Here is a 22,454-nt window from a genome sequence, read left to right on the forward strand (position 1 = left end):
ATATGAATTCTAATTTAGGTAAATATAAATTAGTTTTTAAACCATTTGGCGAGTCAGGTGTTTTAATAGAATGGCCTAAAAAAATTGACAAAAATATTTTAACTGATATTCGTGAATTTGTTCATAAAAATGAACTTAAAAAGATTAAATATATAATTGATATAAACTTTGTATATAGTTCTTTATTAATAATTTACGATAATAATTTAACAACATATAAAAAAATTAAAAATGTTTTATTGAAGCTATATGATAAAACAGATTTTGTTGAGAATAAACAACGTTTACTTTGGAATATTCCTGTATGTTATAATACAAAATTTGGAATTGATTTACAATTATTAGCTTCAGAAAAAAAATGCACTATTAACGATATAATTGATTTACATTCTAGTATAAATTATACTGTTTATGGAATTGGATTTTTACCTGGATTTTTATACTTAGGTGGATTGCCAGAAAAATTACAATATCCTAGAAAAAGTATACCTCGATTAAACGTTTCAAAAGGCGCTGTAGCAATTGGTGGAGATCAAACTGGGGTTTATCCACAAAACTCTCCGGGAGGATGGAATATAATAGGTAAAACTCCTATTTCAATTTTTGATATTGATAAAGTAAATCCAATTGAAATTCAACCTGGTGATGAAATAAAGTTTTACAGTATTTCTTTAATGGAATTTGCAGAAATTGAAGCTAGTTTTAAAAATGGTTTTTATAATTTAAAAAAAGTGGTTTTAAATGATTAAAGTATTAAAAACAGGAATGTTAACAACCGTTCAGGATATAGGGAGAGTGGGTTATAGAAACATTGGAGTTCCGTTAAGTGGATCAATGGATAGCATTTCAGCAGGAATTGCAAATGGATTGTTGAATAACCATAAAAATGATGCTGTTTTAGAAATTACAATGTTAGGTCCAAAATTAGCGTTTTTAAAAGCTGCTAAAATTGCAATCTCTGGAGCTGAATTATCTGCTAAAATAAATAATACTTCAATTATAAATAATAAAGTTTACTTTTTAAAAAAAGGGGATGTGTTATCTTTTGGTGCAGCAATAAAAGGTATTCGTTGTTATTTGGCGGTAGAAGGTGGTTTTCAAACAGAAAAAATTTTAAAAAGCAGATCTTTTTATGCTGGGATTACTTCACAGGAAAAATTAAATGAAAATGATACAATTCCATTTAATTCCCAATTAGAAAATACGAATAATTTTAAAGGTCTTTTAAAAAATAAAGTACATTTTTTTGAAACAAATGAATTAGAAGTTTACAAAGGTCCGGAATATGACTTATTTACTCCAAATGAGAAAAAATTACTTATTTCAAACAAATTTACAGTTTCCAAAGATTCAAATAGAATGGGATATAGACTGGAAGAAACTGTAATTGAACACACTAAATCAATAATTACCAGTCCTGTAATTCCAGGAACGGTTCAGCTAACTCCAGAAGGAAAACTTATTATTTTAATGAAAGATGCCCAAACTACGGGTGGATATCCAAGAGTATTACAATTATCAGAGAAATCAATAGCTATTTTGGCACAAAAAAATGCAAAAGATAAAATATCTTTTAAAAAAATGGTATCAATTTAATAATTGGGTAAATAAATCTATTAAATGTTGGTTTGCATTAGAAGGATCAGGTAAACTTCCTGAACCTTTATAAATACCAAAAGAATCTTCGTGGTAAGCGTGGTATGTAAAATGAATATTAGCTTCTTTTGCAATGGAAACCATATCTTCAACAAATTGTAATCCACCTTTATTATTCTCAAAACAAGGCGCTCCAGCACCAAATTCACCCATATATAGAGCAACATTTTTGGTTTCAGCCCAATCAATATATTTTTTCAGTACAGATTCTAGATATTGCTTATTCCTTTTTAAAACTGGTGAGTTTGAAGTATAAAAATCCAGTCTAATGTTACAGGAAGCATTTGTTGAAACGTTTTCACCCTTCATCCAACCATTTATTTGATAATAATAGTTTTTTGTTGGAATAAAACTTAATGAAGTATTACTTAAATTACAATCCACTGAAGCATTTTTTATAAACAAACTCGAAGCATCATTATAACCAATATTAGAAGATAATCCGTGTTCACCAGAAGCATCTGCACTCCAGAAATACCAATTATTTTCACTTGTTAAATTCATATCAATAATGGTGCGTGTATAATTTCCATTTTCATCAAACTCCTTTACTCTAATGTCATCAAAAAATACTGTACCTTCAACATTTCTAGCAACCAAAGCAGGGTAAGCGACTTTAATTTTATCATCTATAATTTGATACTTTTCACCTTCAAAAAACTCCCAATCATTATTTCCGCTATTTAAAGGCGGATTATTAAATGTTGCTGAATACCAACTTCCATCAATAAACTCTATAATATTTTCATCAGGATATTTGCCGCCATCCCCTAATTGAGTCCAATCAAATAATTGATGCGTATATCTATGTGGTGAATATCCGTGAAATTCATAAACTAAGTTATCACCAGATACTGTTGGAAAATTAAGCCCATCGTAATTACTTTCATTTTTAACATAAATAGCTCTTTCAATAAAAATTAAGTGATTTTTATTTACTTCTCTTATTCCATTAATTAATTTTTGAGCTAAATCAGACCACTGGCTTAAAGATTTATTTGGAACCGGCTCATTTACGGGTCCAAAACCAGCAATTTGAACTTCATCCTTATAACGTTCAGCAATTTCTTTCCAAAGCGCAACTAATCTATTTTGATTTTCAATGTTATCCCACAAAGCATCCCCAGTTCCTTGTGATTGATATCCACCTTGCGGAGCGTGCATATTTAAAATTAAATAAACATTATTTTTTTTAGCCCATTCAATGTTTTTATCCAACCAATCCCAGCCAGATTGTTTGTAAACATAGGGATTGGAATCTTCTTCAAAAGTTCTATAATTTAAATAAAAGCGAATCGCATTCATCCCCATTGCTTTTACACGCTGATAATCTAGCTCATTATGATGCGTTTGGGGCGGTAAAGATGAATTTGACCAGATTTCGTTTCCAAAGGCAACCCCTTTTAAAAAAACAGGGTTATTGTTAGAATCAACTAGCTGATTATTATCTAATTGCAAAAGTAAATTAGGAGCTTCAATTTCAGATTCTTGATCATTTTCTATGATGCTTATTTCATTTTTATCACAAGAAAATAACACTATTAATAAAAGAAGTAAAAAGTAAAAATGAAAAGATTTCATTAAAATGGAGTTTTATCAAAATTACAAATTCTATTAATAAATATAAACTTAAATAACTTAATTTTAATGATTAACTATTATATTTATGCTCTCAAAAAAGAACCCTACCATGAAAATTTTTCTCACTACTCTTTTAATTTTTATATCACTTTCAATTTTTGCACAAAAAAAAATATTAGATCATAAAGATCTTGAAATTTGGAATACTATTAAAAATAAAACAATCTCATCAAATGGCGAATTTATTATGTATTCGCTTGAAAAAGGAGAAAAAGACAGTTGGCTTAAAATTAAAAACGGTACTGGAGGATTGGTTTTTGAACATGAAAGAAGCGAAAAAGGACAATTTACATACCATTCAAAATATGCTTTATTTACATTAAAACCTTGGAAAGACAGTATAAAAGAGTTAAAAAGATCAAAAGTTAAAAAGGATGATTTACCAAAAGATACTTTGGGAATTTATAATTTAAATACAAAATCACTGCATAAACTTGGGAATGTTAAATCTTATAAAACTCCAGAAAAATGGTCTGGATTTATTGCTTATTTATTAGAAGATATTAAATCTGTAAAAAAAGAGGAGGACACCTTAAAACCAAAAAAGAAAGATAAAAAGAAGTCGGGACAAAAAGTAGGAAAAGAGAATGGATATCATTTAGTTTTAAGAGATTTAAACAATACAAAACAAGATACATTTAAATTTGTAACTGATTATGTTTTTGCAGAAGAAGCAAAAAGACTTGCGTTTATTACTTCAGGAGTTGATTCTACTGTAAAAGCAGGTGTATATGTTTTAAACCTCGAAAATAATAATTTAGCTCAGATTTTTGATGCTGAGAAAGCAACATATTCGCAATTGAATTTTAGTGAAACTGGTAAAAATTTAGGTTTTGTTGTTGATACAGATACAACAAAGGTTTTGGTGAGGCCAAACCAATTGTTTCATTGGAAAGAAGGAGCAATTAAAGCACAAAAAGTACTAGATGAAAATAATGCTCCAAATGGTTTTAGAGTTTCTTCAGATGGGAAAATTAGCTTTTCAAAAGATGAGTCGAAGCTGTATTTTGGATTATCAAAACCTCCAATTGTAAAAGATACTACTTTGTTAGATGAAGAAATTGTAAATGTTGAAGTTTGGACGTATGATGAACCTAGATTGTATACAGTTCAGGAATTACAGGTTAAAAGTGATGTGAAAAAATCTTATTTAGCAGCAATTCATTTAAATAATTCCAACAAATTAATCCAAATAGGGTCTTTAGCATATCCAGATGCTAGATTGGGAAATGAAGGCAATTCAGAATTAGCTCTAGTAAGCACTTCGTTACCATACGAATTAGAAAGCCAATGGACAGGAAATAGAGCCCGTGATTACGCTATTGTAAATACAAATACTGGTGAAATAACTAAAATTTTAACCAAGATGAGCGGACGAATTAATATAAGTCCGGCTGGAAAATATGCGTATGGTTATAATTCTGTTGATAGTACGTGGTTTGCTTATTCGTTAATTAAAAAGAAAATGACGAATCTTACTAAGGGAGAAGTTTTTTATAACGAGTTAAACGACTCTCCAAACAATCCGTATGCCTATGGTTCTCTTGGATGGAGCGAAAACGATGCGTCTTTATTAATTTACAATCGTTTTGATATTTGGAAATTTAATCCTGATACTGGATTAAAAACGAAATTAACAAATGGACGAGAAAATAAAACAGTTTACCGTTATGTTAAACTTGATAAAGAAGAACGTTTTGTAAATGATAAAAAATGGATTTTAAAAACATTTAATGAGGTTACAAAAAATTCAGGTTATTATGAGTTTAACTCTAAAAACAATACAGGAAAACAGCTAATAACTGGTCCGTTTAGCTTTTCAACACCTTTAAAGGCAAGAGAAAATAATAAAGTAATTTACACTAAGGAAAGTTTTATAGATTTTCCGGATATTATAGCTTCTGATTTAAGTTTTAAAAAACAAAACCAATTAAGTAACGCAAACCCTCAGCAAAAAGAATACAATTGGGGAACTGCAGAATTGGTGAATTGGACCTCATTAGATGGTGTAGAATTAACAGGAATGCTTATTAAACCTGAAAATTTTGATCCTTCAAAAAAGTATCCGATGATAGTTAATTTCTATGAGAAAAGCTCAGATGGATTGTTTAGACATAAGGCACCTTCAGCAGGGCGTTCAACAATAAATTATAGCTTTTATGCAAGTAGAGGCTATTTAATTTTTAATCCGGATATTAATTATAGAATCGGATATCCTGGAGAAAGTGCATTAAATTGTGTGCTTCCTGGCGTTACTTCATTAATAGATAAAGGATTTGTAGATAAGGACAATATTGGTGTACAAGGGCATAGTTGGGGAGGTTATCAAATTGCCTATTTAGTAACAAAAACGGATATTTTTAAAGCAGCTGAATCTGGAGCACCAGTTCCTAATATGATTAGTGCATATGGAGGAATTAGATGGTGGACAGGGTTAAGCAGACAATTTCAATATGAACATACACAAAGTAGAATAGGAGGAACACCTTGGGAATATCCACAGCGATATATTGAAAATTCACCAATTTTTAATATAGATAAAATTAATACACCTTTGCTAATTATGCATAATGATGCAGATGGTCACGTACCTTGGTATCAAGGAATTGAATTTTTTACAGCATTAAGAAGACTTGGAAAACCTTCTTGGTTTTTAAATTATAATGGAGAGCCACATTGGCCTCAAAAAATTCAAAATAGAAAAGACTTTAATATAAGGTTAGCTCAATTTTTCGATTTCTATTTAAAAGGAGCTCAAAAACCTGTTTGGATGAAAAGAGGAGTGCCTGCAATTGAAAAAGGCATAAATCAAGGGTTGGAGTTATTGCCAGTTGGAGAATAATTTTTAGTTTCATATTACTTTAATTAATGAAAGCAGCTACTGTTAAACAAATAAAGGATGAATTGAGTAACCTATCTTCAAGTGAATTGGTAGAACTAGTGTTACGTTTGTCAAAATTTAAAAAGGAAAATAAGGAATTACTTACCTATCTTTTATATGAAGCATCAAATGAAGATGGATATATTGCCTCTGTTAAAACAGAAATTGAGGAGCAATTTAAATCGGTAAATACAACTAATTATTATTTTATAAAAAAGACAGCGCGTAAAATTCTTAGAATTACTAAAACATACATTCGATATTCAAAAAAGAAAGAAACGGAAGTAGCATTATTAATTCATTTTTGCTTAGAATTAAAAAAAGTACAGCCATCAATAAAACACCATGTTACGCTACAAAATTTGTTTAATAGGCAAATAAATTTAATAGAAAAAGCAATTGCAACTTTACACGAAGATTTGCAATATGATTATAATTTAGAACTGGAAAAATTACTGAAATAATTCAGAAAAAAATAAAATAAAAAAATATTTATTCAAAAATATTGGTAAAAACTTAATAAAGGCTGTATTTTTGTACGTTTTTTAAAATTGAAATGTGCATTTGAATACTACTGACTTAGAAGAAAGAAAAACTGGTAAAGACCTTTACCATTATCAAAAAGAAGCAATTACAAAAATCTTTAAGAGATTTGAGGAAGCTCGTGATGACTATCATTTGCTTTATCAATTACCAACGGGAGGTGGAAAAACTGTTATCTTTTCAGAAATTGTTCGCCAATATTTAAAACATCATAAAAAGAAAGTACTTATTTTAACTCATCGTATAGAGTTGTGTAAACAAACTTGTACAATGCTTTCAGAATTTGGTGTTGTAAATAAGGTTATTGATAGTAAAGCGAATTTAGATGATCATAAAGATTATTCTTGTTACGTTGCAATGGTTGAAACTTTAAACAATCGTTTGAATGAAAACAAGCTAGATATTTCTGATATTGGATTGGTGATAATTGATGAGGCACATTATAATTCATTTACAAAACTTTTTAAATTTTTTGAAGATTCATTTATTCTTGGAGTTACTGCAACGCCTTTAAGTTCAAATATGCAGCTTCCAATGACCGATAATTATGAAGAGTTAATTATGGGTGAATCAATAGAATCCCTAATTTCAAACAATTTTTTATCCACAGCAATACCATATTCTTACAATGTAGGTTTAACGTCTTTAATTGTAGGTGCCAACGGTGATTATACAGTTAAATCTTCAGATGATTTGTATACACATAGTGATATGTTAGGGAAATTGGTACAAGCTTATGAAGAACGTTCATTAGGTAAAAAAACATTAATTTTTAATAATGGAATTAATACTTCCATTAATGTTTTTGAAACTTTTAAAATGGCGGGTTATCCAATAATGCACTTAGATAATACAGCTACAAAAAAGGAAAGAGAATTTATTTTAAAGTGGTTTAAGAAAACTCCAAATGCAATTTTAACTTCTGTAAGTATTTTAACCACAGGATTTGATGAGCCAACTGTAGATACAATTATTTTAAACAGAGCAACAAGATCATTAACATTATACTATCAAATGATTGGTAGAGGATCTAGAATCTTAAAGGATAAGAAAACTTTTAATGTAATTGATTTAGGAAATAATTTTCATCGTTTTGGAATGTGGGGAGCCCAGGTAGATTGGCAAAAAATATTTAAATACCCTAATTATTATTTAGACAATCTTTTAAATGATGAAGAATTAGAAGATAATTTTAGGTATGAAATGCCAGAAGATTTAAGAATCCAATTTTCAAAAACCGAAGATGTGTTTTTTAATATTAAAAAAGCATATGCAGCAGCCATAAAAATTGGAGAATCCTCTAAAGTTGTGCTTTCTCGTTCTATTGATCAACATGCTAAAATTTGTACTGAGAATAGTGAGGATGTTTATGATGCACTAGCTTTAGCAAACCAATTAGGTGATGATATTGATTATAGAATAGATCAATATGTAAAATGTATTTGTAAAAGCACTAAAAACTTTACCGATTGGTTAAAAGATGATTATCGTCAGAAATTACGATCTCATTTATTAGCTAATTTTGATACTATTTTTGAAGAAATATTTGGGTATCCTCCAGAAGATTAAAATTAATACAACAAACTATTAAACTTTTTAATAAATTTAAGGTCTAAGTATATAAGGAGCATTTTATATTTTAATAGCGAAGAATTTAAACTGTTTCTTCTTTTAATTTAAAGTAATGTTATTTTGACCAATGAAACTGAATTTATTAATGCTTTAAAGGATCCTAGACAAAAAGATAAAGCATTTAAATTGTTACTGGATAAATACCAGCAGCGATTGTATTGGCATATTCGAAAATTGGTATTAACTCATGAAGATGCCGATGATGTACTTCAAAATACGTTTTTAAAAATTTACAAAAACTTACATAACTTTAAGCAAAACAGCTCTTTATTAACTTGGATGTATAGGATTGCTTATAATGAATCTATGAATCTTTTATCTAAAAATGGCAAAATTTTGTTTTCAAATAATGAAGAAGAATCAAAAAAAGCAATAGATAAATTAGAATCGGATGTGTATTTTGAAGGAACAGAAATACAATTAAAATTACAAAAAGCAATACTTAAATTGCCTGAAAAGCAACGGCAAGTTTTTCAAATGAAGTATTTTGATGAATTAAAATTTAATGAAATTTCAGAAATAACCGGGATAAGTGAATCCACATTAAAATCTTCATATTATACAGCCGTTAAACATATTGAAGAATTTGTGATGAGTTTTCAAACTTTTTGATAAAAATGAAGTCTAATAATAACATGGAGAATTTATACAATAAAAATAAAATGAACTTCAATAACGATTTTATAGATGCGTCTTTAAAAGATAAAATTAAAGACGATACTCTAGGTGAAAGCCATAAAGAGGAATTGGGTTTTAAAATTCCAGAAAATTATTTTGAAAAATCTAAATTTGAAATTAATAGCAATATTTCAGTTAAAAAAGATGGTTTTTTCGAAATTACTTCAAACAAATTAAAATTTATGCTGCCAATTGCTGCAGCAATAGCATTACTGGTTACTTTAACAATTTTTAAACCTAATTCGTTATCAACCATTAAACAATTACCTGGAATAGTTTTAGATACCGTTGATGCCATTAATACGAATGAATTTATAGATAATAATGCGTTAGCATATGATGATATTTCAATTAATTCACTTTTTGTTGCAGATGATGAAATTGATGAATATTTGGAAGATTTTATATTGCAAAGTTTGGTTGAAGAGGACTTTTAACTATAAATAAATCAATATTTTATGTCAAACTTTATTAAAATATTGGAGTCTAACTAATAGAACATTAAAAAAAAAATATAATTTTGATATATGAATAATATCATGAAATCTTTAAAAGTTTTTTTAATAGTAGTAATCGGTTTCATAATTGGGTTACCCAATGTTGTTGCTCAAAACAATCCTGCTGAAAGCGAGGTTATAAAAAACCTAACTACAGAGCAAAAAGAGTTGTTGAATTCTCAAAAAGAGTTGCTAAAAGAAAATAGAGATGCTTTTAAGGCAAGTTTAAGTGAAGAGCAACTTATGATTCTAAATGATCAGTCAGTTCCAAAAGCTGATAGACAAAAAGCATTATTACAGTCACTTTCAGTTGTTCAAAAAAATTTAATTAAACAAAATAAAGAAATTGCAAAAATTAATAAAGAAATTTTTAGAGCCTCTTTTACAATTGAACAGCGAATACAAATAAAAAATCAACTTCGACAAATTAGAGATATTCAGGGTTCAAAAGAATTACGTGAAATTGTAAAAGAACGTAGAAAAAACAGAAGGAATAATAATTAATTTACTACCTTTAAAGACAGGTAATTAAGTAGTTTAAGTACTTGTTTTGCTTATGGATTATGAGAAATTATTTATTAATTATTTTCTGTCTTTTTTGTTCAAAGTTTCTTCTGTCTCAAGAAATTAAAAAGGACGATGTAGACGATTTACTTGATGAAATATTACTTCAGGAAGATAATCTATTAGATGAAATAATTCAGTCGCTTTCCAATTACCAATTTTTGTATGTAAATGTTACTTATAATTCCAATACTTATTTTTCTGGACGAGATATTGGCTTTGATCAATTTAATGTAGCTCCACAAATAAGTTATGTAAGTTCAAAAGGGTTTTATGCAGGCATTTCTGGAAATTATTACAATGAATTTTATCCCAAATGGGATGTTACAGTGGCGAATTTAGGTTTTAACAAAGAAATTGGACAAAAAAAATTATTTAGATACACTATCAGTTTCGCCAAATATTTTTATGCAAATGAAGAGGATAATATTTTAAGTAATAGTGCTAATCTTGGAGTAGGTGTGCGAAATAAAGAACGAAGTATTGGAACGCAAATTACTGGATCTTACTTATTTGGGAAAGAACAATCTTTTCAAATAGCATCTAGAACTTACGCATCAATTAAACTAGTAAAAACAAAAAAAGTAAGTTTAAAGTTTAGGCCGCAATTAACTATAATTGCGGGTAAACAAACAATTGAGCTCGCTCGAATTATTCCGGTAGGAGATGATGATACAGCTATGGAATATATTAAGAATGACGTTTTTGAGCTCATTAATACCCAAATAAATATTCCATTGCAGTTATCTTATAACTCTTTTGATTTTGAAGTGGGGTATAACTATAATATCCCGAATCCTATAGGTACAGAAACAAAACTTGATGCAACAAGTTTCTTTAATATTAGCTTGGCGTATCTAATTGATTTGTAGTTGTTTATTAATTATCATTCTTCGAATTTAATAATTCTGCACATTTTTTTACTTTTTATAAAACTATATAATAATATGACGAGCATCATATTATTTGATTTTCCTGTGAATTAATTTTAATAGTATGAAAAACAGGTGCTCCCTTAAGATTTATCTTGGAATTGTATTAATAATGATTCCTTTATTAGAAATTCAATCACAACAAAGCCTAAGTGCTAAAAAGGTTGTTAAAATAGCTGATGAAAATATGCGAGGTAAAACTTCAGAAGCAGATATTACTATTAAAATTATCAGACCAACCTGGAGCAGAGAAATGAATATGAAAGCTTGGTCTAAAGGAGATGATTATTCAATGATTTTAATTAAATCTCCCGCAAAGGAAAAAGGAACCGTTTTCTTAAAACGAATTAAAGAAGTTTGGAACTGGATTCCTTCAATAGAACGGAATATAAAATTGCCACCTTCAATGATGTCACAAAGTTGGATGGGTACCGATTTTACCAATGACGATTTGGTAAAAGAGGCTTCTTCAGTCGCCGATTATAATCACAAACATTTAGGAAAAGAATCAATCTTAGAAAAAGAATGCTATAAAATAGAAATGATTCCAAAACCTTCAGCCGCTATTGTTTGGGAAAAAGTAATTGTATGGATTGATGTTAAAGATTTTTTACAATTAAAAGCAGAATTTTATGATGAAGATGGTGAGTTGGTAAATATTATGAATTCCGGCGAGGTGAAAGAAATTGGTGGACGAAAAATTACTTCAAAAATAGAAATGATTCCTATTGATAAAGAAGGAAACAGCACTTGGATAATTTATAATGATATCATTTTTGATAAAGAAATTGATGACAATTTTTTTACTACCAGAAGAATGAAGCAAATACAATAACATGTTTTTAAAATTAGCCTGGCTAAATATTTGGCGCAATAAACGAAGAACATTAATTACAACCGCATCGGTATTTTTTGCTGTTTTGTTGGCGATTGCAACACGTTCTATGACCGACGGTGTATACGAAAACATGATACATAATGTGGTAAGTTATTCATCGGGGTATTTGCAAATTCACCAAAAAGGATTTTGGGACGAACAGTCTATTGATAATACTTTTGAAGCAGATGAAAAACTAAGTCAAATTTTATTGAATAATCCTGATGTTGAGCATATTATGCCTCGATTAGAAACGTTTGCTTTAGCATCTTATTTAGAAAAAACCAAAGGCGTTTTAATATTGGGCATTGATCCTGAAAAAGAAAAAGAGGTTAACAATTTACATGAAAAAATTTCTCAGGGAAAATACATTGAAACCATTAATGACAATGCTGTTGTAATTGGTGAAGGATTGGCAACTCAGTTAAAATTAAAAGCAAATGATACGTTAGTTTTATTGGGACAAGGGTATCACGCCAGCAGTGCAGCCGGAAAATACCGAGTAACTGGAATTATAAAATTAGGGTCGCCAGAACTGAATAATAATATTGTCTATATGCCAATTCAACAAGCGCAATATTTACATGGTGCAGAAAACAGGTTAACTGCCATTTCCATTATGTTAAATAAATCCTCAAGCCTTGATAAGTTAAAAACTACTTTACAAATGGATTTGGATACCGATACTTATGAAATTATGAGTTGGAAAGAAATGATGCCGGAAATGGATCAATTTATTACTGCAGACAGCACAGGGCATTATATAATTATTGGGATTCTTTATTTTATCATTTCATTTGGATTATTTGGCACGTTGTTAATGATGACTTTTGAGCGCTCACGAGAATTTGGAATTTTAATTGCCATTGGAATGAGAAAAAGATTGCTGGCAATTATTTTATTATTGGAATCATTAATGATTTCCTTAATTGGTTGTTTAGCTGGTGTATTTGGGGGATTTTTAGTTGTATTATGGTTTACAAAATATCCGATTTATTTCACAGGAGAATTAAAGGAAGTTTATGAAAATTATGGCATAGAACCAATCATTTATTTTTCGAATAATCAAAATATATTTATTGTTCAAACCTTAATTGTACTTATGTTATCTGTCATTTTAGCCATTTATCCTGGTTTAAAAGTGATAAAAATGAAACCTATAGAAGCTATAAATAGTTAATTATGTTGTTACAAATTGCTTGGCGAAATATATGGCGAAATAAAACAAGAAGTTTTGTTGTTATCTGTTCCATTATTATTGGTTTATGGGCCGGAGTTTTTATGCTTGCATTTTCGTGGGGAATGTATAAAAATAATATTGATGATACCGTTTTTAAACAACTCTCTCATATTCAAATTCATCATCCATCTTTTAAAGTAGAGAACGAATCAAAATACACCATTACAAATACCAATAAAATTTTGCAACAGCTTAAATCTAATTCAATTATTGCTTCAGTAAGTGCACGTGTTATTACAACAGGAATGATTACTTCACCAACAACTGCAAGTGGTGTAAAGATTTATGGAATTAACCCTTCAATGGAAACAACCCAAATTGGTTTAGATGAAAATGTACGTCAAGGAGCTTATTTTAAATCAGGTAAAAACAACGAGATTTTAATTGGAGAAAAACTGGCCAAAAAGCTTAAAATAAAAGTAAAAAGTAAAGTGGTTTTAACCTTTACTGATATTGAATCTGATATGGTTTCAGCTGCATTTAGAGTAGGAGGTTTGTACAAGTCTAAAAATATTTCATTAGATGAAATAAATGTATATGTTCAGCAACATCATTTAGCCAACCTTTTGGGTTTAGAACCTACAGAAAGTAATGAAATAGCCATATTGTTGACTAATGAGGAACAATTGGATTCCATAAAAAAATACAGTGCCAGTTTGGTTTCTAAAGGCAAGGCAGAAGACTGGAAAGAGCTCTCTCCGGAGCTTGGAATGGTGATAGAATCCTTTAATATGTACACTTACATTATTACCGGAATTATTCTACTTGCGCTAACATTTGGAATTATAAACACCATGTTAATGTCGGTTTTAGAACGTGTTCGGGAATTGGGAATGTTAATGGCAATTGGGTTAAACAAGCGAAAAATATTTTTTATGATTATGTTGGAAACCCTTTATTTAACATTATTAGGTTGTCCAATTGGCTTATTATTAGGTTGGTTAAGTATTAATTTTTTAGGTAAACACGGCATTAATATTTCTATGTTTTCAGAAGGATTGGCATCTTATGGGTTTAGTTCAATTATTTATCCTTCATTAGACCAGGAAAAATATATTATTGTGGCTGTAATGTGCTTTATCACAGCACTTTTAGCAGCTGTTTATCCGGCTTATAAGGCTTTACAGTTAAACCCTTCAGAAGCAATTCGAAAAATTTAAAATTATGGCTAAAACAATTATAGATGCGCATAATGTAAGCAAAGTTTACAATCCAAAAACGGTTCCGGTTCATGCGGTTCAAAATGTGCATGTACACATAGAAGAAGGTGAGTTTGTTGCGTTGGTGGGGCCTTCAGGTTCAGGGAAATCCACATTGCTGAATATGATTGGTGGTTTAGATGAGCCAACAACAGGAAATGTAATTATAGATGGTGTAGAAATTACAAGTTTGCCCGAAAATAAATTAATCGATTTCAGGCTTCATAATATTGGTTTTGTGTTTCAATCTTTTAACCTGATTCCTGTACTTACAGCTAAAGAAAATGTTGGTTTTGTGTTGCAGCTACAAAATATGTCCAAAAATGAAAGAGAAAAGCGTGTAATGCAATTATTAAATGAGGTTGGTTTAGAAGATAAAGTAAATAGCAAGCCAGGAGAACTTTCAGGCGGACAACAACAACGTGTAGCTGTTGCCAGAGCATTGGCTTCAAAGCCAAAAATAATACTGGCAGATGAACCTACAGCGAATTTAGACTCAAAATCGGCAGGAAATTTATTGGATATAATGGCAAAATTAAACAAAGAAGAAAAAATTACTTTTTTGTTTTCAACCCACGATATGCGTGTTATAAAAAAGGCAAGAAGAGTAATTACATTGGTAGACGGTAAAATAGATAGTGATGTGGAACAAATTCCTACCTAAACAGTATGAAAAATCATATAAAAATACTGTTGTTCATTTTTATATTGAGTTGTTTTGGGGTAACTTCTCAGGAAAAGGATGACAAATTATTCTTAACCGGTTATGTTAAAAACCTGCACGAATTTAGTTTTGTAGATAATTTGGACGATTTACAATGGACTACCTTTTTACATAACAGGCTCAATTTTAAATACACAGCTTCCGAAGAAATTAAAGTGCGCCTAGAAGTGAGAAATCGAATTTATTACGGAGATAATGTTAAAAATATTGCAGGATTTTCTAGGTTGATTGATCGTGATAATGGGGTAGTGGATCTTTCCTGGAATTTATTGGATACCAATGTGGTTTTTAATTCAACTATAGATAGAGCCTTAGTAAATTATATTAAAGGTGATTGGGATGTTACTTTGGGAAGACAGCGTGTAAATTGGGGAATGAATTTAACTTGGAACCCAAACGATATTTTTAATACCTATAATTTTCTAGATTTTGATTATGAAGAACGACCTGGAAGTGATGCAGTACGTATTCAATATTATTTAAGTGATTTTAGTAAAATTGAATTGGCTGCAAAAAAGGGGAGAAGCAAGAACGATTATATAATTGCAGCAATGTATAAATTTAATAAATGGGAATACGATATCCAGTTGCTAACAGGTATTTATCAAAAAGATTGGGTAATTGGTGTAGGTTGGGCAGGAAACCTTAAAAATGCAGGTTTTAAAGGTGAAGCTACGTACTTTGTACCTTATGAATCTTATTACGAAGCTGATAATGTATTAAGTGCTTCTGTATCGGTTGATTACGGTTTTAAGAAAGGATTGTATTTAAACGGCTCTATATTGTATAACAGTAATGCCAGCGAAAGCGGTAATTTGGGAAGTTTACAATATGCCAATGTTTCTGCTAAAAATTTAATGCCTTATAAATACTCCGGTTTTTTACAATTAGCTAAAGAATTTACACCCATTTTCTCAGGTACTTTAAATGTAATTTACGCTACCACCAACCAATCTGTAATTATAATGCCAAGTTTAAATTATTCTGTTGCAACAAATTGGGAACTAAACTTCACAGGGCAATCTTTCTTTGAGTTTGACCCTTATAAAACACTTGGTAATACGCTGTTTGTTAGATTGCGGTATAGTTTTTAAATTAACTAGTTTGAATATGGCAAGTTGCGGGTTTTAAAATGCAATTTTCCATTGTTTATTTATTAGTTTAAATTTACTAAAATTTTCCTGTTTACCACAATTTAGCAATTTGGTATATGCGTTGTTGTAATTTAGTAGCTTTAGTTCCTTCCAACTATTCTATTTTGTTTAAATTTCATCCGATTCAATAATCAAATCCGGAATAATCATCATATTTATTCAATCAAATAGGGTGTTATAAATAGACTTCCACATCATACTATGACAGATGTTATTGTGTTAGATGTGGGGGTCAACTAAACGTTATCATTTCTTCACTACAGTTGTAGTTAAGACTAAAGTGATATATATAATTATTGATAATTCAAAAATGCTTGGTTAGAGCTCAGTCTCGGCTACTAGTAGAACCTCCAACTTAATCAGTGGGAGGTTTTTTATGTATAGCTCTACTAAGAGAAAAGTATCATTATACTGATGGGTTGTTTTTCATGTCTAATTTAAATGAAATCCTTCCAAATTTCAATCCAAAAAAAAGGCCACCTTTTCAGACAGCCTCAATATTGATTTCCATAAAACAATAAATTATTTTGTTGCTGCCAAATTATCCCTAGTGTTTTTCTGTACTGCAATTGCACCGAATAAAGATAGTAAAAAAGCGAATGCATAAAAGCCTTTTTCACTTGGAAGTACAGTAGCATTCCAAAGTCCAACAATTAGTAAAACAATAGATAAAATTGTTCCAAACCAACAAATGCTATAATAAATATCAGTTACTGGATAACCTTCAAGTCTATCTCTTACACTTTTTTGTAAAGAAATTACTGCGAAAAGACCAAACATTAATACCGTAAAATAATAGCCTTTTTCATTCAATTGCATTTCGGCTCTCCAAAGTCCAATTAAGTAGCCAATAATTCCCACTGCCATAGCGACCCAAGAAGCCGATACAAATGCTGATGATGTTTTTTGATTCATTTTTAGTTATTTTTAGTTAATAAATTCGTTTTAATATTTCAAAAAGATTCCAGTATCAAAAGCTGTCCATAAAGCCGCTTTTTGTCCACTCCTTTTTAGTCCATTATTCGCCCAGGTATTGCAAGTATGAAACATACTATAACTACCATTAGCTTCATAGAAAGCATCGAAACCACCATAATTCGCACTTGTTTTAATATTGATTACATGACCATTATCGTCTTTTTGAAAACTTCCATCGATATAATCTATTAATCGTGTATACTGTTTCTTACTTATCATTATTTTTTTACATGATTCATTTTCAGTCATTTTATTGTAAAAAGTAGCATGTATTGCAGTATTACCTAATGCAAAGGCTGCATTAAATGCAACTCTAAATTTTAAGTCAGCCCACTCAGGTGTTTCTAAGTAAAACCCTTTATCTCCCCAACCCATTGCCAAATAATTCATTACTGTATCTTTTAGAACTGTATTAGAGTACTTAATTTCTTTACTCCAATCTATTTGGTTGCTTTTGATTGGTACTACGATATCAGTATGTACTCCATTCGTAAGTATATAGATACCTACATCTTGAGATGTATTAGGCTCTGCATCTACAGTTATCCTTGAAAGAGCATAGGCGGACAATAAATAAATCAATATTATTGCTATAAAAGTCAATATTGGATAAAAAATAAATTTTAAATATCTTTTCATTAGGGAGATATAAGGTTAAATGTGGCTAATATACAATAATATCTAAAATAGTAATGAGATAGAGTTTTACGAGTCTGATTAGTTGCAAAGTCAGGTAAATTGTGAAATTAGACTAATCTATTTTTTAAATTTAACAACTCTAAAAAATACCTAAAAATAATTTAAAGTAATTATAAATAGTTTTGTATTTTTATTTTAGGATGCTTCAAAAAACTTTAAAAGGAGGGAAGGTGGTTTTTTTGCTATTGTTGTATTTTAGGAGCTTTTCACTTTGGTTTATTAGCTGTTTTATTTAAACGCGGTATCTTTGGTTTAATCATGCATTACCAATAATTTATACGTTTTATAGAATGTAGTTATTGTTAATATTCAATTTCAACATTTATTGTTGAAGCTCCTTGTAATTTATTCCATTTTCCTTGACTGCTTCTCCTTGAAAACCCTTTTCCTTTTGTTAAAATGGCTCCGATGTAAACGTCTTGTGATTTTTCAAAATTTGGCATAAACTCAACTCCAACAAAAAAATCTTCCTCAAGATAAATGTAATCGTGTGTTAAATCAATTTTAAGCCAACCTGTTTCTATCTTTTTTTTCTGAATTATATTTTGGAATATTATTCTATCTCCAGGTTGATTATTTAAGTTTTTATAGAAATTTATTCTAACAAAAGAACTGTCAGATTCAAATCCCTTTCTCAAGTAAATATTTACAAATTTTATGCTCACCATTTTGTTGGGAATATTAATTCTTTGAGCATTTTCTATAATGTCATTATCTTTAGAAATTCCTCCAAGCCAGAGTAGTGGATTATATGTTTTAACTCCAACTTTTCTTTTCTTTTCTTTTCTTTTCTTTTCTTTTCTTTTTTTTATTGGTAAGCATTATTTCTGAGAGTTCATTTGTTCTCGGTTTTAAAGTAATAATATGATTTTTAACTTTATGAATAGGTATTTTGACTGCATAGTAATTAATATGACTAATTGTAATGCTATCATTTATAGATGCTTTAGGTACATTAAAATCAAATTCCCCTTGCAAATCAGAAACAGTTCCTAAATTTTTATTTACAATTCCAATATTAACAAATTCAATAGGTTTTTGAGTGTTAGCGTCAATTATTAGACCACTCATTTTAATTTCTTGTGTGTATCCTAAAAAGTTAATTAAAAGAAGTGAAATTATTGACAACATATTTTTCATAAAAAAATACTAAGAATTAATAATCTATCAATATTAATTAAATGTATTTTCAAAAGAAGTTAAAAATTCTATAATTGGGAATAATTTAAGTTTTGTCAAATGAATTTCACCATTTTAGCCTAATTATTTAGGCCATAAGAAGCAATTAATTATTGCCATTGTTTATGTTTATAATTTAGTCAAATATATGCGCTTCATAATCTTTCCACCATTTTTCAATATCAATTTTTGGTTTTCTACAAATGTAAAGAGGGATTCCGTTCTCTTCTCCAATTGCATATTTGTGCGTTATTATTTTTACCAATTCAACTTCTTCAAAAACATATTCTACAGATGGTTTCTCGTTTCCTAAACTTATCCAAACAATTGCATCTTTATTTCCATAACCCCAAGACCAAAAACTTCCGTGTCTACTAATTGGATTGGGTAGATTGTATTTTTTTCCTAATATTTTAAGAGCTCCTGCTTCGCCATAATTCTCTGCCCATAAAACACAATTATTCTTTTCTTTTGGGCTTAACTGTTGGTAAACACTATCCACTAATTTCACTTGTTCTTGCCATCCAAACATATCAGCATAATCTCCTTTTAATGCTACTCTCTCATTTTTTTCTTCTAATTGGGCATATTTTACATATTTTTCTATTGGTAAAATAGGGGTAGACTCTGGAATAAAAAATATTGAAGGTAACAGTACAATTAAGGTAATTGCGTATATAAACATAGGTTTTTTAGAAAATAGAAATTCTAACTTTACCGCTCCACCTGCAAAAAGAACTGGGTAAATGGCAAATACATAATATGCTTTAGAATTAAGTAGCCACAGAGTGCAAAAAATAACCAAAGATGCAATTCCAATGGTTCTATATTTTTTTAAGTTTTTATCTATTATAAAGGCGGCTAAACCGAAAAGACTTATAATTAAGGTAAATGGAAAGTTTAATTGTTCCAGACCAAATTCCATTGGGTTTATTTCGTCTAATTGATTATCATTAAGCGCTTGTAAATGTTTTAAAAGTGGGAAATCATTTTGTGCTTGCCAGAAAATATTTGGCAAGAAAATAAGTAATGAAATTATTGCCGAAATGTATAGCCATTTGTTTTTAAACGCATTTCCTTTTTGATAGAAAAATAAACCAATAAATATTCCAAAGGCCCAAACTAATATGGTGTATTTGTTCATTAGCCCTAAACCTAATGTGATTCCCAAAAGAATTAGAAATTTTTTGTTTTTAGAATTAATAAACTTAATAATAAAGTAAAACCCTAATGTCCAAAAAAGCTGATCAAATGCAACGGGTTGAAACAACGTATGGTTTCTATAAAAAGGTAGAAATGCCAAAATACATATTCCTGAAAGTAAAACAGCTTTAAATTTACCACCAAGTTCAATTGCAATTAAGCAACATAAAATCAGAATCCCAACACCTGCAAGCGTTGGAAAAAGTCGAACTCCTAGCAATGAATAATCAAAAAGCCAGTAAGATATTTTTCCGATAAAGCCAATAAGAGGAGGGAACTCCATAAATCCCCAATCTAGATGCTCACTAACTGATAAATGCAGTAATTCATCACGATGAAAGCCATAATTCCGGTTTCCAAACAATTGAATTATTAATTTAATAGTAGATAGGATTAATATAATTGGCACATATTTTTTCATTGGGAGGTTTTTAAATACGCAATAAATATTAGAATTTTTTTTAAATATGCATTAAAAATTTAGATAGGCAATAAATAACAATAAATAGATAGTCAAATAGAACAGGTAAAAGTTTCTAAATTTTTTATATTCCCTGTTATCAGGGTAGATATTTCCAAAAAGGCCCTTAATTTCTTTCCAAAAAACGGGTTTAATATTTATCACCCAACTATCTGTTTGATACACTATTTTACGGAATTTACTACGATAATAACTTAATGGCATTCCCCAGGCCACAAAAAGTATAAACCAAATATTTTTAACTATAAAATCCATAGTTGTTTTTTTGAGGTAATCTAATCCTTTTTACCGCTAATTACATAAGTAATTAAAGAACTCTCTATACATAATTGATACTCTTCAATATTAAGAGGACATTTATATTCTACAAACAAGAAATCATTTCCAACAAGTTTGTTGAATTTCGGATGATTTTTAAAGTATTCGTATGCGTTAATCACTATATATCTTTCGGTTTTTTAAATTATGCCTAACGGTTATTTATAAGATTTGTGCGACTGGAAAATCGGAGATTTCTAGGTTGTAGCAAATCAGTTTATTAGAATGTTTATAGTTGATATTTAGTTGTTTTTTAACTCATTTCTTGATGAATGGCGTATTTAAGCACCTAATTTAGCAAATAAAAACCGAATAGAAAATCTACAAACCACGAGCGTAGCGAACTGGCCAAGCAATCTTCGTAGTTAGGCTAGAACAAGCAATTAATTATATACGTCTTAAGTTAGGCACAGTTTTTTATTTTGAATAAGCACCTGAAGAATATGTTAGTTCATAACTATGAGTGTAGATTTCAAACACAATTCCAAATGGGTCTTCAACATAGCACATTTTGAACGGCTTGTCATTCGGATAGTATTCCCTTATTGGCATTCTTTGTTTTCCTCCATAAGATAAAATTTTATCAATGAGTTCTTCAATATTTGGGTCTTGTACACAAAAATGAAATAGACCAGTATTGAAAGGATTAAATTCAGGTGCTTCTTTTATTCCGTTCGGAAAAGAAAATAATTCTATTCCAATTCCGTCAGAAGTTGCTAAATGAGCAATTTCAAATTCTGTCCAATCGTTTCCGAAAACGTCAATGCACATTTGACCAATAGCCGTTTCCTTTTCTTTTTTGACCTTTGAAGGTCCCATAATTATGTACCAGCCCATTACTTCTGAATAGAATTTTACGGCTTCTTTTATATTTGGAACTGTTATTCCGATATGTGAAAATGATTTTGGATAATTTTTATTAGTTGTCATAAGTTATATTTTAGATTGTAAAATTAATCTATATTTGCCTAATCGGCAATAACTTACCAAAAAGTAGTATAGTTACTAAAACGAGTAAAATAATGATAATCAATAATATAAAGTTATAATTTTGAATAAAAAAGATAGTTGCCCATTAAATTATACTATGAATTTAATAGGGACAAAATGGAAACCTTTAATTCTATTTCATTTATTAGAAGGCGGTTTGCGTTCAGGAATATTACAAAAGAAAATTTTAGGGATTTCAAATAAAATGTTTACACAAACGGTAAGAGATTTAGAAAAAGATGGACTTATTTCTAGAAAAGTTTATCCTGTAGTCCCACCTAAAGTGGAATACAGATTAACCACTAGAGGGAAATCACTTGAGAATATTTTAAGAAGTTTGGATAAATGGGGTTCTGAAGATTGTCAGAATTAATTGAAGTGACTCGAT

23 protein-coding genes are annotated in these 22,454 nt (G+C 29.5%); 15 read left to right on the top strand and 8 right to left on the bottom strand.

What is annotated here, in order from left to right; all coding sequences use genetic code 11:
- Positions 1-2: 2 nt before the first annotated feature.
- Both pxpB and CHB63_RS02915 read left to right on the top strand, forming a co-directional pair.
- Entirely contained in the window at positions 3-749 is a 747-nt protein-coding gene (gene pxpB / locus CHB63_RS02910; protein WP_089376921.1) for a 5-oxoprolinase subunit PxpB, read from the top strand.
- Entirely contained in the window at positions 742-1,596 is an 855-nt protein-coding gene (locus tag CHB63_RS02915) for a 5-oxoprolinase subunit C family protein (RefSeq protein ID WP_089376922.1), read from the top strand. The genes pxpB and CHB63_RS02915 overlap by 8 nt, the downstream gene beginning before the upstream one ends.
- On the opposite strand, the gene CHB63_RS02920 is transcribed toward CHB63_RS02915, so the two are convergent.
- Complete coding sequence (locus tag CHB63_RS02920) at positions 1,588-3,237, bottom strand: glycoside hydrolase family 5 protein (RefSeq protein ID WP_089376923.1); 1,650 nt, start codon at positions 3,235-3,237, stop codon at positions 1,588-1,590. The genes CHB63_RS02915 and CHB63_RS02920 overlap by 9 nt on opposite strands.
- 109 nt (positions 3,238-3,346) lie before the next feature.
- Here CHB63_RS02920 and CHB63_RS02925 point away from each other — a divergent pair, with 109 nt between their 5' ends.
- From CHB63_RS02925 to CHB63_RS02980, 12 genes are all read left to right on the top strand, one after another.
- Positions 3,347-6,139, top strand: a complete 2,793-nt coding sequence (locus CHB63_RS02925) for an alpha/beta hydrolase family protein (RefSeq protein WP_176420225.1) — start codon at positions 3,347-3,349, stop codon at positions 6,137-6,139.
- A 26-nt stretch (positions 6,140-6,165) separates the two neighbouring features.
- Positions 6,166-6,642: a hypothetical protein gene (locus CHB63_RS02930; RefSeq protein WP_089376925.1), complete on the top strand. Its 477-nt coding sequence runs from the start codon at positions 6,166-6,168 to the stop codon at positions 6,640-6,642.
- Between the two features lie 100 nt (positions 6,643-6,742).
- Positions 6,743-8,290, top strand: coding sequence for a DEAD/DEAH box helicase (locus CHB63_RS02935; RefSeq protein ID WP_089377564.1), 1,548 nt, complete (start codon positions 6,743-6,745; stop codon positions 8,288-8,290).
- A 123-nt stretch (positions 8,291-8,413) separates the two neighbouring features.
- Positions 8,414-8,965, top strand: a complete 552-nt coding sequence (locus CHB63_RS02940; protein ID WP_089376926.1) for an RNA polymerase sigma factor — start codon at positions 8,414-8,416, stop codon at positions 8,963-8,965.
- 5 nt (positions 8,966-8,970) lie between these two features.
- Complete coding sequence (locus CHB63_RS02945; RefSeq protein ID WP_141107247.1) at positions 8,971-9,468, top strand: hypothetical protein; 498 nt, start codon at positions 8,971-8,973, stop codon at positions 9,466-9,468.
- 102 nt (positions 9,469-9,570) lie between these two features.
- A complete protein-coding gene (locus tag CHB63_RS02950; RefSeq protein WP_089376928.1) occupies positions 9,571-10,032 on the top strand; it encodes a hypothetical protein in 462 nt (153 codons plus the stop codon).
- 59 nt (positions 10,033-10,091) lie between these two features.
- Entirely contained in the window at positions 10,092-10,964 is an 873-nt protein-coding gene (locus tag CHB63_RS02955) for a hypothetical protein (RefSeq protein ID WP_089376929.1), read from the top strand.
- Between the two features lie 124 nt (positions 10,965-11,088).
- Complete coding sequence (locus CHB63_RS02960; RefSeq protein ID WP_089376930.1) at positions 11,089-11,859, top strand: outer membrane lipoprotein-sorting protein; 771 nt, start codon at positions 11,089-11,091, stop codon at positions 11,857-11,859.
- Position 11,860: 1 nt separating this feature from the next.
- Positions 11,861-13,081, top strand: a complete 1,221-nt coding sequence (locus CHB63_RS02965) for an ABC transporter permease (protein WP_089376931.1) — start codon at positions 11,861-11,863, stop codon at positions 13,079-13,081.
- A gap of 2 nt (positions 13,082-13,083) precedes the next feature.
- Positions 13,084-14,301, top strand: coding sequence for an ABC transporter permease (locus tag CHB63_RS02970; RefSeq protein ID WP_089376932.1), 1,218 nt, complete (start codon positions 13,084-13,086; stop codon positions 14,299-14,301).
- Between the two features lie 4 nt (positions 14,302-14,305).
- The gene (locus CHB63_RS02975) at positions 14,306-15,004 is read left to right on the top strand and encodes an ABC transporter ATP-binding protein (RefSeq protein ID WP_089376933.1); all 699 of its coding nucleotides are present in this window, start codon (positions 14,306-14,308) and stop codon (positions 15,002-15,004) included.
- A gap of 5 nt (positions 15,005-15,009) precedes the next feature.
- The gene (locus tag CHB63_RS02980; protein ID WP_141107248.1) at positions 15,010-16,158 is read left to right on the top strand and encodes a hypothetical protein; all 1,149 of its coding nucleotides are present in this window, start codon (positions 15,010-15,012) and stop codon (positions 16,156-16,158) included.
- Between the two features lie 582 nt (positions 16,159-16,740).
- Here the strand turns inward: CHB63_RS02980 and yiaA are convergent.
- The 7 genes from yiaA to CHB63_RS03015 all read right to left on the bottom strand — a co-directional run bounded on the left by yiaA (position 16,741) and on the right by CHB63_RS03015 (position 22,006).
- On the bottom strand, positions 16,741-17,133 hold the full coding sequence (gene yiaA / locus CHB63_RS02985) for an inner membrane protein YiaA (RefSeq protein ID WP_089376935.1): 393 nt from the start codon (positions 17,131-17,133) through the stop codon (positions 16,741-16,743).
- 30 nt (positions 17,134-17,163) lie between these two features.
- The gene (locus CHB63_RS02990) at positions 17,164-17,835 is read right to left on the bottom strand and encodes a TIGR02117 family protein (RefSeq protein ID WP_089376936.1); all 672 of its coding nucleotides are present in this window, start codon (positions 17,833-17,835) and stop codon (positions 17,164-17,166) included.
- Between the two features lie 362 nt (positions 17,836-18,197).
- Positions 18,198-18,563, bottom strand: coding sequence for a hypothetical protein (locus CHB63_RS02995; protein ID WP_141107249.1), 366 nt, complete (start codon positions 18,561-18,563; stop codon positions 18,198-18,200).
- An 88-nt stretch (positions 18,564-18,651) separates the two neighbouring features.
- Complete coding sequence (locus CHB63_RS03000; protein ID WP_176420227.1) at positions 18,652-19,026, bottom strand: carboxypeptidase-like regulatory domain-containing protein; 375 nt, start codon at positions 19,024-19,026, stop codon at positions 18,652-18,654.
- A 184-nt stretch (positions 19,027-19,210) separates the two neighbouring features.
- Positions 19,211-20,698 carry an ArnT family glycosyltransferase gene (locus tag CHB63_RS03005; protein WP_089376939.1) on the bottom strand — a complete coding sequence of 496 codons (1,488 nt, stop codon included), beginning with the start codon at positions 20,696-20,698 and terminating at the stop codon, positions 19,211-19,213.
- A 335-nt stretch (positions 20,699-21,033) separates the two neighbouring features.
- Positions 21,034-21,198, bottom strand: coding sequence for a hypothetical protein (locus CHB63_RS03010; RefSeq protein WP_245856739.1), 165 nt, complete (start codon positions 21,196-21,198; stop codon positions 21,034-21,036).
- Positions 21,199-21,493: 295 nt separating this feature from the next.
- Complete coding sequence (locus CHB63_RS03015) at positions 21,494-22,006, bottom strand: VOC family protein (RefSeq protein WP_089376940.1); 513 nt, start codon at positions 22,004-22,006, stop codon at positions 21,494-21,496.
- Between the two features lie 157 nt (positions 22,007-22,163).
- Here CHB63_RS03015 and CHB63_RS03020 point away from each other — a divergent pair, with 157 nt between their 5' ends.
- Positions 22,164-22,439 carry a winged helix-turn-helix transcriptional regulator gene (locus CHB63_RS03020; protein WP_217898393.1) on the top strand — a complete coding sequence of 92 codons (276 nt, stop codon included), beginning with the start codon at positions 22,164-22,166 and terminating at the stop codon, positions 22,437-22,439.
- Positions 22,440-22,454: the final 15 nt, after the last annotated feature.

The sequence above is a fragment of the Lutibacter flavus genome, from assembly GCF_900188355.1.
Lineage (GTDB): Bacteria > Bacteroidota > Bacteroidia > Flavobacteriales > Flavobacteriaceae > Lutibacter > Lutibacter flavus.